At 55.7% G+C, this 12,621-nt stretch carries 8 protein-coding genes; all 8 read right to left on the reverse strand.

Features of this window, described 5'->3' with window-relative positions; all coding sequences use genetic code 11:
* Window positions 1-2,118 (reverse strand): T6SS effector phospholipase Tle3 domain-containing protein, encoded by a 2,118-nt coding sequence (locus RAHAQ2_RS23010; protein WP_014341785.1) that lies wholly within the window; start codon window positions 2,116-2,118, stop codon window positions 1-3.
* Complete coding sequence (locus RAHAQ2_RS23015; RefSeq protein ID WP_014341786.1) at window positions 2,118-4,628, reverse strand: DUF2345 domain-containing protein; 2,511 nt, start codon at window positions 4,626-4,628, stop codon at window positions 2,118-2,120. Before RAHAQ2_RS23015 ends, RAHAQ2_RS23010 begins: the two co-directional genes overlap by 1 nt.
* 490 nt (window positions 4,629-5,118) lie before the next feature.
* Window positions 5,119-6,918 carry an ABC transporter permease subunit gene (locus tag RAHAQ2_RS23020; RefSeq protein WP_014341787.1) on the reverse strand — a complete coding sequence of 600 codons (1,800 nt, stop codon included), beginning with the start codon at window positions 6,916-6,918 and terminating at the stop codon, window positions 5,119-5,121.
* Window positions 6,918-8,426 (reverse strand): ABC transporter substrate-binding protein, encoded by a 1,509-nt coding sequence (locus RAHAQ2_RS23025; protein ID WP_014341788.1) that lies wholly within the window; start codon window positions 8,424-8,426, stop codon window positions 6,918-6,920. Before RAHAQ2_RS23025 ends, RAHAQ2_RS23020 begins: the two co-directional genes overlap by 1 nt.
* A 13-nt stretch (window positions 8,427-8,439) precedes the next feature.
* Window positions 8,440-9,678, reverse strand: a complete 1,239-nt coding sequence (locus RAHAQ2_RS23030; protein ID WP_014341789.1) for an MDR family MFS transporter — start codon at window positions 9,676-9,678, stop codon at window positions 8,440-8,442.
* 4 nt (window positions 9,679-9,682) lie between these two features.
* Entirely contained in the window at window positions 9,683-10,498 is an 816-nt protein-coding gene (locus RAHAQ2_RS23035; protein WP_014341790.1) for an ABC transporter ATP-binding protein, read from the reverse strand.
* Complete coding sequence (locus RAHAQ2_RS23040) at window positions 10,498-11,316, reverse strand: ATP-binding cassette domain-containing protein (protein ID WP_014341791.1); 819 nt, start codon at window positions 11,314-11,316, stop codon at window positions 10,498-10,500. Before RAHAQ2_RS23040 ends, RAHAQ2_RS23035 begins: the two co-directional genes overlap by 1 nt.
* A 257-nt stretch (window positions 11,317-11,573) precedes the next feature.
* Complete coding sequence (locus tag RAHAQ2_RS23045; RefSeq protein ID WP_169314505.1) at window positions 11,574-12,599, reverse strand: LacI family DNA-binding transcriptional regulator; 1,026 nt, start codon at window positions 12,597-12,599, stop codon at window positions 11,574-11,576.
* Window positions 12,600-12,621: the final 22 nt, after the last annotated feature.

Below are 12,621 nucleotides of genomic sequence, written 5' to 3' on the forward strand. Positions count from 1 at the left end.
TCAGACCTGAGGTTTGGGCATATCCCACTGCAAAAGCTGAACCGTTGTATTTTCCATATTACGATGATTGCCAGGCTTAACCATCTGGCGGGATCCATAATCGTTCTTGACACCAAACTCTTCTCCAATCGGCATACCCTTGTCCAATTCGGGCTTATTCATGAACTGTTTGATGTCTTCGTAAGGTAAAATTCCCTCTATATAATATTGTTTTATTTTGGGTTCGGGGTTTTCTGGTCTTCTCCAGTCGGCCTGAAGTAGCAATCTCTCCCAGAATTCCTGATTTTCAAATGCCTCACATTGTCCGATCGCTAAGTCGTAGACCATTGCATGGGAAGGGGTTTTATCACTGGCGACAATCGATGAATGCTGGCTGTAGGAAACATCCATTTGCACCGCAGCAGTTAACTCATCATTTGTCATTTCCCGCTGGAGAATAAGCTGCTGAAATGAGTCTCTGTGTCCAGACACTATTCCTGAAACAAACTTTTTAGGGGCATACGTGGCATTCAGCTCCTCCAGCTGTTCTGGACTTAGAACGCTCCCGTTTGACCTCATCCCATAAAAGAGCGGGCTATTGGGTACATCAACCGTTTCCGGGATAAACTTCTCCGCTTTCATTGCTGCTTTGGCTATCTCAGGATCGTTACCGGCCATTTTGGCTTTATAGTTATCTTTACCCTGCGCCATTAGTGCAAACTGAAACGGCTCAGGTAGTACCGGCGCGTTGATAGTGACGTCGGTAAAGGAATAGCCAGTATCTTTAGAATCATCAGCCTGACGTGGTGGCATTGTGTAATGGAAACCCGTTTTGTCACCGACCCAAACATCTTTGCAGAAGACACGTTGATAGAGATTATCGCCCAGCTGTGCCTTAATTTTGTCCGGAATACCTCTCCAGCCAAACCCCTGAATCGGTGACATGGATACCACCTGATCATTAGGGCAAAAATAGTTATAAACCCGACCAAAGTTATTGCGGTTATAAAGGGCACTTTCCCAGATAGTTTCTTTTGCCTTTTTAGCCAGGCAGCCTGTATCCATTATTTTTTGAATATAGGCACTGTCATGTGAAAGGGTGCCCTGCGGTGCGTTTGGATTCTTCGCCATCAATTTGCAGAAATGAGCAAAGGTCTTTTGTCGCGCATCACTGGTTTGCTGGTTACCTGGCATAAAGTTTTCCAGCCAGCGATTTTCCAGTGCATAAGGGGAGTGATTAAGGATTACACAGTCAGCGGTAGGATATCCTTCAGCTTCAACCCACATATTGGCCAACATGGTGATAATCGTCCCCTGACTGTGAGCGACGATATTGATGGTGTCGGATTGTGTATCCTGATTTCGGCGAATATCCAATATCAAATCCGCCAGCCGTCGTGCTGCATAAGCCTGATAAATGCGGTGCGGGTTTTGATAGATTGGATGGCTCCAGTCCTTATTGTTCAAATTGAACGTTTCAGTACGCGACATCAGTTTCCCAATCATGGCCAGTATCGGCCCAGCGGCTCCCGGACCAAACATATCCGGGATATTGGTGGTGGCGTTCGCAAACGTACCGCCACCTTTAGCGGATAAAGGATCCAGCCAGTTATTCAGATTGTCGATTTTGGCATTGTTATGCGCCTTCAACTTTTTCGTGTCGTTTTCACGATAGGTATCGTAGGGTAAGTCTGCGTCATTACCCTTTTTTAGCAGCTCGGATTTATAGCGTTTCTGGTCTTGCACAAATGCATCATGATCGACCGGCTTATATCCCCAGTAAAAAGGGATAACCGGTGAACGGTTAACGACACCAACACATGTCTGATCCTGCACTGCACAGGTTTCTGTTGTGATGTTTCCGTCTGCGTCGGAAATCATAAAATCATGCTGTTTCCACTCATGATGATGCATATCAGTGCGGCCAAGGCGCGTGTTAAGTCCGGCACAAATACCGACGTCCTGATTTTCGTAGGCTTCCCCTACGTCATTGACCCCGTGTACCAAAATAACAATGCAGGGCAGCGGAGGCTGTACACCGCACTCCTGTATCAGTGCCTTCCCGGATGTAACTGGACGACAAATATCACCTTCTGAAAGAAGCTTTGGATTACGAATGTTAGAGCATGAATCAGCCATTATTTCACTCCCTTGATCAACTCAATGGCGACATTTTCCAGTTCACTCATTTGCAACAGAGAGGACTCACCGTTTGCATCGGTTATACCCTCAGAGACAGAGCCATCCTGACGATGAACCCGGAACTTTTGGTTCTTGAGAACATGCGATGGGTCACCATTGATATGTAGTTTGTACTTCATACCAAAGTCCCCCTGATTAAAGGTTGGCATCGCCTGCTTCACGCTGTCCCCACCCTGATACTCCAGTACCGGCGATTTTTGGGTGATACGGGTAGGAGCAAGTTCTTCGATCGTTCCATCCTTAATGCGGATCCCAGCTCCGCCACACATCAGCAGCAGCTCTTTTTTGGCGTTAAGCACGATGCGGCCGTTGGTACTGGTGATCTGCATGTCCTCGAAGGAGGTCAGCTCCATCTGGTCTTTTTGCGCCTGTAGCTGCACCTTTCCTGCAGCTGCGATGAGCTTGATGCCTAACTTGTTCGCAAATACGGAGAACAGTTCACCGGCGGCAACTGAGAAGCGACGGAATACGCTGAAACTGGCATCCTGGCCAGCGGTGGCCACCAGATTCTTACCTGCAGTTTGTTGGATCGTTTTCGGCGTGGTGTGCGCAATACCGGCATCGCCATAGACGACGACACCTGGCTGAGCGAGTTTGGTGAGGTCTGTCTTAAGCAACTCCTGATCGGTGGTTTCTGCCGGAGACGCCTGAGCGATATCGGCGGTACTCTTCAGGGTTTTGGCCAGAGCCAGGGCTTTTTCAAGCTGGGCAATGGCGGCATCCATATCCAGTTGCTGTCCCTGAGCACTGTTCTTCGGCTCGGTAGATAGCAGCACGCCTTTCCCGCCGCGAACGGCAACATAGGCATCAGTTCGCAATTCTGCGCCTTCACCTCGCTGCTTTCTGGCACTGTCCACCAGGTGTCCCAGACTGAGCTGGCTCTTACCTGAATGTACCGTGCTGATTTTTATATGTTCTTTGCCCCGTTGGTCCTCAAGTCGAATCTTATTTCCAGAAGGAGTGCGGATGATGTTCCGCTTGTAATTAGGCAGCGCCACATGATCCGGATGTCGTGAATCGTGCAGCGCATAAGCAATATAAGGCCGGTCAACGTCACCGTTCTCGAAGGCAATCGCCACGCCGGTGGAATCCAGCAGCGGCATATGGAAGCCGCAGGTATCACCGGAATACGGTTTGGCCAGACGCAACCAGCAGCTCTCAAAGCCTTTCTGCCATTCGGTGCGGTCGAAGCCAAACTGCGCACGGTACAAACCGTCGGCGTTGATGTGCGCGTAAGGTTCATCCGGATGCGCGCTGGAGATACGGGCAGGCAGCGTGCCGGTGACAGTTGGCCACGGCAACAACGCAGGGCGGTACGGATGCTGTGTATTACGGGGAACGGCAGTGAAGGTGACGAAATACGCCGTGTCGCGGGCGACGTTTTTAGAGTTTGTGGAGACAATCAGCAGGCCATCCGGCGCCTCAGGCCAGTCTTTGCCGGGCGTGGTGATGACCATCCCCGGACGCAGCGTCATGCAGTTGGATTTGCCCTCAAAGGTGATTTGCTCACTAAGGTAACGTTCCTGACGGCGTTTGGCGTACCACATGCCCTGTCCGGGATCGCTGCTGTATTCCTTGCCCGGCTCAGGATAGTACTCACCCCAGCGGTAATCTTCGGCAACCAGCGCTGGATAATCCGGATTGGTGGTCGCCGTGGCGGTCATATCGCTTTGTGCTGCGGGGTAGTAATCGTCGTTAACCGTCACCGATTTCGGGATGGCTTTGCGGCTGACTGACATCTCCCAGACCGATTCCAGGCCGCCGTCGAACATGCCCGCCGGGTTACGGAACGGGATGGCGACCGGTTCCGGCCAGGCGTAAGAATGGTCGGCGAGCACCATAACGTCGCAGTTGTTTTCTTCATCGTATTCAAAGAAGTACGAGATACCGCTGTCGGCCAGGCGTCGTGCAATATGGGCGTATTCACTTTCGCCGAACTGCATCATAAATTTTTTCAGCGGATACCGGTCATGCAGCGCAAACCGAAAATCCAGCCGGTCCATGTTGTAACGCAGGAAGGTGTTCTCGGTCATGCTGATGACGCTGTCGTTCTGGTAAATCGCGTTATTGCTGCCCTGATTTAACCGCGTGACGCGGTGTTCCAGCGTGGCGACGTAACGGGTCTCATCGGCGGAAGTGCCGCACTGGCGGAACCGGGTAATGACACCGGGGATAATGCGCGGTTTAACGGATTTCCACGGCTTGCCGTCGGGATACATCAGGAACAGGGCGGAATAATTGATGATGTGCTGAGCGGGAATGTCTTTCACCGCGCTGGTGAACTCAATCTCATAGCGCAGAATATCGCTGATGGCCTCGCTGCCGCTGAACCTGAGCACCGAAATATCGACGCCGGGTTGCTGAGATTCAAGTCGTGTAAGTCTTAACTGGTAATGGTTGTGGACCGGTAATTTACTGCCTGCAAGAATGTATTCCTGAATGCCCATTGTTTAATTCCCTTTGACACAACGCAGTATATAGCCCGCTCGCTGACACCTTGTTTGCGGGTTATGAAATGAATCCATTGTATTAAATCATTAGTGGTATGAATAAAAAATGAGTGTTACTTAAGTCATATTTAAAGTCTGTGCTATTCTACTCAAAAACATCCAGGATAAAAGTGATATAGGATTGACGGTTTTAAATAATGCCGCCCGGAGATTTCATAAAATGAGAAATATATATTTTTTAGATGTTTCTAATAAGTTTATTCATATAAGCAGAAGTTATTTATTTTATTGTTTACTTGTAAATTTTTCAGGCGAAATGCCGCATGTAATGAGGAGGATACACAGAGAAGCAATGCGCAATAATTATCTTCCTGAAGTGACAAAACTTTTATCAGAGACTTTTTTACAGAAAAAATATTCCTGCTGAGATTATTCCATGATCTCCGGAACTGAAAAGTCAATATTGGATAGCTCGGTAGAACAGTGATTAATGCAGCGTACCTGGCTGCCGGACGCGATTTTTCCAACGTAAACTGCTCATCGTCACCGCCAGCACGGACAACAACGCCAGTGCTCCGGCCGGCGCGAGCACGCTCCACGGGGCGCGTTCTATGTAAGGCATACCCTCGGCCAGCACACGTCCCCATTCCGGCGCGGGCGGCGGTGCGCCAAGCCCGAGAAAACCTAATGATGCCAGCGCCAGCGCGATGCCCGGTAAACGCAGCAGGGCGTGGCGCAACAGCGGACCGGCCAGCGCAGGAAACACATAAAATACATGACGGCGCAATGTACCCACGCCCATCACCGCAAGCATCTGAATATATGGCCTTGCGCGGATTTCGGCCACCAGCGCGGCAGTATGTGCCGCCAGCGGCGCCCAGCTGACGACGGTGACGGCAATTACCGCGCCGGTGGCGGTCGGGCCATTAATGGCGGCGATCACCAGCCCGGCAATGACCGGCGGCAGCGCATTAGTGACTTCAATCGGGCCGGTCATCGCGCGGGGAAAAGCACCGGCAGTCATGCCTGCGAGCAGACAAATCAGTGAAACCGCCAGCGCCTGCAAACAGGTATTGAGCGTGCCGTGTGCCACGCGGGCGAGCAGGTCACGACCCATGGCGTCAGCGCCAAAGGGCAAAGCGAAAGAGGGCGGTTGCAGGCGCAGATACGCTGAGGTCAGCGGGTCGCGTGGCAAACCGGCGAAAACCATAACGACCAGAATGCTCAGACACAGCAGCGGCAGCCATGCCCGCTGTTTTTCAGGCAGGGCAACAGGTTGCGGAACCGGCATCGCGCCCAATGACAACGCACGGCCCAGTAATATCCGCCGGATGCCGCCCGTCAGCATGCCGAGGGCGGAAGCCAGCAGCAGCAGGATCAGCACGCCGGTTTGTAATGCCGGTAAATCTCCGGCTGCTGCCGCGCCCAGCGTAGCGCGCCCGAGGCCGGGAATGGCGAAGACTTTTTCCACCGCAATTGCGCCGCCGGTCAGCGACACCAGCACCAGTCCGGTTAACGGCATCACGCCGGGCAACGTGCGCCGGATAATGGCCAGTGCGATATGGCGGCGCGAAATTCCCAGCACGCTCCAGGTGGTCAGCCAGCTTTCATTAAAGGCACCGCTGAGGGCATCGGAATACAGTCGCCCGAGATAACCGCCCGCCGGAATGCCCAGCGCCAGCGCAGGCAGAACCGCGTAATGCCAGCCGGCCCAGCCATAAGGCGGGAAAAATTTCAGCCAGACCGCGCCGGTGATCAGCAGCACCGACGCCAGTAAAAATTCGGGCAGCGCCGTCAGCAGGGCGGCCAGAAAACCGGCGGGGCGGGGCGTGCCGCCCTGCAAGCCGCGGATCAGCGTGCCCGCGCATAACAGCACTGCAATCAGAAACGCCACGCCAGCGGAAGCCGTCATCAGCGTCAGTGAAACCCCTGTTGCCCGCAACATGCCGGGTAAAACCGGCAGGCCGGACACCCAGGAAACGCCCGCATCGCCGCCCGGCAAACCGCCCAGCCAGTGCGTCAGCGCATGCCATGGCCCCTGATCCAGCCCGAGCGTCAGGCGGATCGCGTTGAGAGTTTCTGCCGTGGCTTCCTGTTCGCCGGAGCGTGCGCGCAGCAATGACAGCGCCGGATCACTGCCCGACAACCACGGCAGCAGGCCGGTCAGCACCACGATGGCGGCCAGCGTCAGCAAGCGTGAAATCAGCGGCACCCCTGCGCCACCGGTCTGACTCATACGCAGACGACTGACGCCCGCGCAGGTGCGGCAATACAGAGATTCACTCATCAGTCGGCCTGCACCACGCGCTGTGTCGCGGCATTGATTAACGTGCGTTCACGCGGGTCGCGCACCGCGTCGCGTATGTCTGCCAACTCGCCCTGAATCACCCGCTCATGCAGCATCGGAATGGCCGCATCCGTGGCGAGGATCAGGTTTTCGGCCAGCATGATCGCCTGACGGCGTTCAGCGCCTGCCGGAATAACGGAAGCCTTTTGCAGTGCCTGATCGATGTCAGGGCGGCAAAGCTGTGCAATGTTAAACGAGCCTTTGCAGGCAAAATCACTGTACAGGTACGCCACCGGGTCGCCGGAATCCAGCACAGTGGCACGGGATAAAATAAAGGCATCGAACTTGCCCGCCAGCGCGTCAGATTCGATTTGTGAGTATTCACGGACCACCTGTTTCACGGTAAAACCGGCTGCCGTCAGCTGCTGCGCAACATAGACCGCCACCTCCGGCAGTTCGGCACGGTCGCTGAAGGTTGCTAAGGTGATGGTTTCACCAGCCGGTTTACGGGCGGTCACCGGCTGGCTCACCGGCTGGCGCAGTGGTGCGGCCCACGGCAATGCCGGGCCGAGCAGACCCTGTGCCACATCGGCGCGCTTTTCGTAGACGTTATCCACCAGTTGCTGGCGGTTAATGGCGTCGCGAACGGCGGCACGCAGCGCCGGATCCTGCATTACGCCAAGCCGCGTGTTGAGATACAACGTGTTGGTGCGCGGCATCGGCACTTCATGGATGAGCGTCTGATCCAGCAATGGAGCCTGAGACACCGGAATGGCCTCGACAATATCCGCCGCGCCGGTACGTAACGCCGCGCCGCGTGCGGTGCCGTCCGGCACGAAACTGACATCGATGCCACTGGCTTTGGCCTTTTCGCCCCAGTAACCGCCGAAGCGTTCCAGCCGGGCGCTGCTGGTGCCGTTCACCTGCACCAGTTCAAACGGACCGGAACCGGCATGGCGCGGATCCACCACGCCGCTGGTGCTGTAGGCTTTTTGTGAAAGAATCGCCAGTTGCGGGCTGGAAAGACGCTGCGGCAGCAACGGATCCGGCTGTGCGGTGGTCACCATAACAGCCTGTTCGCCGTCCGCTACGGCGGTCAGTTGCACGCCATCCAGAATGCGTGGTTTCGGCGCGGCATGGGCGGCGACAGTCAGGGCATTCACCACGGTGGCGGCATCAAGCAGGCTGCCGTCGTGGAATCTGACGCCATGACGCAGCTCGAAACGCCAGCTGTTATCACCGGTTTGCTGCCATTTTGTCGCCAGCGCCGGTTGCGCTTCGCCGAGTTTATCGAGCGTCACCAGCGTCTCTGTCGTACTCCAGCGCGAAAGTTTAAACGCATCGTCGCTGAGCGGCGTCAGGCCGGAACGCGGCGGTTGTAACATCGCCAGCCGCAGGCGCTGATCCGCAGTTTTGCCGGGGTTTTTATCGGCTTCACCGAAGCATCCGGTCAGTAAAAGCGCAGCAGAAAGCAGCCCGGCCAGCGGGCTTACATGTTTCACAGACATCACAAATTCCTTGTCAGATTGCAGGAGGAGGCAACTGGCGGCAGATTCGCCGCATCGCCAGCGCGCTTAAAAAAGGAACGGCGGCCAGTGCCAGCCACGGGATCACTGCGCCCGGAGAGGGCGTCAGGGCATTATCGAGCAGGCCGCCGAGCAGGAAATTCCCCGTCAGCACCGCAATGCCGCCCATTGACGACAGCGCACCGTAATGCGCGCCGAGATTATGTTGTCCGGCAAAGCGCGGAATGAGATCCATGCCGACCGGCACAATCAGCATCTGTCCGACAGTCAGCAGAGTGATCAGCAATACGGAAGGCAGCAGCCGCAGCCAGCCTTCCGGCGGAACCGTCCAGGCGAACAGCGCCACGGCGATAAAAGCGGACGACAGTAATCCGAAGCCCGCAGGTAAAATCCGTGCGGCACCCAGCCGGCGGGAAAATCGCGCCAGCGGCATTTGCAGAACGATCACCAGCACCGAGGCCAGTACGAACAGCGGCCCGAGATCTTGTTCGCTGCCACCTGAACGGCGCAGCTCCACCGGCAGCGCCAGATACAACTGGTTGTAACTGAACAGGTAAGCGCTGTAGGCAATGATAAAGGCCACAAAACGCGGCTGACGGAAGGTCTGCCACCAGGGCACAATTTTCAGTTCAGCGGCGCGTTTTGGCGTGGCGGGCAGGGTGAAAAACAACACCAGCAACGCAATCAGAAACAGGCCGGAACCGGCCAGCGCCACCGGCTGAAAACCGTAACCGGACAGCAGCGATCCGAGTAATGGCCCCAGCACCGCGCCCAGTTCGGCGCACACGGCGGACAGCGCAAACCATTCAGCCCGGCTGCGTTTTCCGGCTTTTTCGCTGTGCGTTCCGGCCTGCGCCAGCAGGGCTTCAATCGAAGGAGAAAACAGCGCGCCGCCGATGCCGGTCAGGCAGGCGCCGAGAATAACCGGTGCCAGCGTGTCGGAAAGCCCGAGCAGCAGAAAACCGGCGATGCGCACCACGCAGCCCAGCAGAATGATCACCCGCGCGCCGTAGCGGTCAGACAGCGCGCCGCCGAGCAAAAACATCCCTTGCTGCGAGAATGTCCGCAGGCCCAGCACCAGTCCGATTGCCCAGCCGGAAAGCAATAAATCATCGCGCAGAAAAATCGCCAGGAACGGCACCACGGCATAAAAGCCGATGTTAAATACCAGACTGCTGGCGAGCAGCAGCGGCGGTTTGGGCGCGGAGGTGTGCGCAATGGATCGGGTCAGCATCCGGTTATCCGTCAACGGTTAAAGGTAAATGAGGAATGGCCTGCAGCAGTTGCCGGGTATGCGTATGGTCCGGAGCGCGCAAAACATCCTGCGTGGCGCGGTCTTCCACAATTTCGCCGCCGTGCATCACCAGCAGCCGTCCGCACAATCCGGCAACCATCGACATGTCGTGCGTGACCATTAACAGGCCCATGCCATTTTGCTGTGTCACCTGTTGCAACAGGTGTTTGATTTGCCCGCGCAGCGGCAGGTCCAGCCCGCTGACCGGCTCGTCGGCCACCAGAAATTGCGGGCCTATCGCCAGCGCACGGGCGATCGCCAGCCGCTGCGCCTGTCCGCCTGAGAGTTCACCTGCCACACGCCATAACAACGTCTCGCTCAGGCAAACCTGCGCCATCACATCGCTGACGCGCAGCCGGATATCGCCGGTAAACCCGAGGCGTTTCAGCGGTTCGGCAATAATCTGATAAACGGTGTGAACCGGCGGCAGCGAACCGGCCGGATCCTGCGGAATATACTGCACACGCTGCCGGTATTCACGCAGAGAACGCGCAGAACCGGGACGGATCCTGACTCCGGCGCAATACACGTCGCCGCTGTCGGGCGCTTCGAGTGCCAGCAGGATCCTCAGCAGGGAGGATTTTCCGCAGCCTGACGCGCCGACCAGCCCGAGGGTTTCATGGCGGCCGATACGCAGCGACAGATGCTCAAAAAGGGCAGTGCGCTGCGTGCGCCAGAAAGAACCCGGCAGGGCGAGATGGCGGCTGATATTTTGCAGATGCAGAAACGGCCCGGAGACCCGAGGCAGTGAAGGTTCCATCAGATGGCAACCCCGTACAGTGACGCGGCATTCTGATGCAGCGCGGCGGCCTGTCTTGCGGCGTGAACCAGTTTTTGGGAATAAGGATGTTGCGGATGACTGAGCAACTGCGCCATACCGGCAGATTCCACCAGCACGCCATTTTCCATCACCAGTGCGCGCTCACATAACTGTGCGGCGACGGCAATATCATGGGTGATAAACAGCAGCGCACGGGGCGATTGCGGGCTGGCGCAGGCGTTACGCATGACCTGTAAAACCTGTTGCTGGGTCAGCACGTCGAGCGCGGTAGTCGGCTCATCGGCCACCAGCAGCGAAGACGCGGATTGCATCGCCAGCGCCAGACACAAACGCTGGCGCTGACCGCCGGAAAGTTCCGCCGGATAACGGGCGTAAAATTGCGTTATATCGCCCAGCCCTACGGCATCCAGCATCGTGCGGAGTTCGTCTTCGCGGGCGGCGGGCAGGGCGAGACGCAACTGTTTACCGAGTGTCATCAGCGGGTTCAGCGCGGTGGAGGAGTCCTGAAAAACCGTGGCGACGCGGCTGGCGGCGCAGCGCGAAACCGGATGTCTGCCACACACCCCGACGCCATTTACCCGAATGCTGCCACTGAGTGTGGCACCCGCAGGCAATGTGCCGGTGATGGCTTTGGCTGTCAGCGATTTACCGGAACCGGAGGCACCAAGCAGACATACGCGCTCGCCTGCGCCGACGCTGAAACTCAGTCCGCTGAGGCGTGTTTCACCTGCGAGCCGAACTGTCAGTCCTTGTACCGCAAGAACCGGTTCAGTGTTTTGCGTCCTGTTGTGTGTCATTCCCTAAACCTGTTCATCGTTGTGACTGTTTTGATATGTGATAACATAACAAAATGTGTCAATTTAATGCAAAAGGTTTTGTAATTTTCTCTGTGCCCTTCACCGGCGCAACGGTGCGCAATGCCCTTTCAGGCAGCGAAATGATGAGTTCACCGCTGCTGAAGCCGGAACATGATGAAGCAAAGCTGGCAGGAACAATCAGATGACGCGAGATGAATTAACATCTCTCATCATCCTCATGTGACGACATTGAATATCTATTTGATCTGCGAGAACGGCGGAGAGCGCCAATGCAATTTGGGGCTTAAAAAGCATTGCGTCTGTTCTATGGGTTGTTCATTCATGAGATCACTTATCATGCTGAAGCAGTGCATGGCCAGTTCCCGGCAGTCCTGGGCGACCGTGTCAATTTTCACGGACAGGGAGTCGTAAAGATAGTGATCGTCAAAACTGCACAGATGGATATCACTCTCAAGCAACTGATGCTGGCTCATATATCGCAGAACCCCTTCCATCAATCCACATGAAGCAACGAAGAGGGCTTTGGGCGGGCGTCCAAGGCGGGCACAAAGTTGGGCAAACATTTCGTACCCCGAGCTTGGGTGGTAATTACCGTAGAGGATCCAGTCGGGATCCAGACTGACGCCCGCACGCTGCAGACCAAGCTGATAACCTGCGAGGCGGTCGCGGGTCGGGGAAATACGCGGCTGACCGCCGAGAAAATAAAACTCATCCCGCTGGGTTTTTGCTATCCGGGAGACCAGTTCCGCTGAAGATTCAATGGCTTCACAGACGACAATAGGGAGCTGTGTGTCCTGTATGTGACGGTCAAACAAAACGACAGGGACTTGCTGGCTGATTTTTACGTATTCCGCATCGCTGAGCATGCTGGACGCCACGATAAGCCCGTCGACCTGACGCTGGATAAGATTATTGACCACCATGGTTTCCTGACTGGTATTTTCATCCGTACAGGCAATCAGCAACTGCATGCCGTTCTCGCGACACAGCGTTTCAAGTTCGTTAGAGCAGGCGGCAAAGCCATAGTTAGTCATTTCAGGCACCACCAGTCCAAGCGTGAAACTGCGGGTGACATTGAGCGAACGGGCGTGAATGCTCGGCTGATAATGATGTTCTGCCGCCACGGCGAGCACACGATCCCGGGTGAGATCGGAAATACGAAACTTCTTGCTGTGTCCGTTGAGTACCTGGCTGGCAGTCGATTTCGACACGCCAGCCAGTTCGGCTATGCCACTGATAGTGATGCGTTTGGTCTTTTTCACTGCGCCATATTCTGTTATCCGG

Source organism: Rahnella aquatilis CIP 78.65 = ATCC 33071, from assembly GCF_000241955.1.
In the GTDB taxonomy this organism is placed as follows: domain Bacteria; phylum Pseudomonadota; class Gammaproteobacteria; order Enterobacterales; family Enterobacteriaceae; genus Rahnella; species Rahnella aquatilis.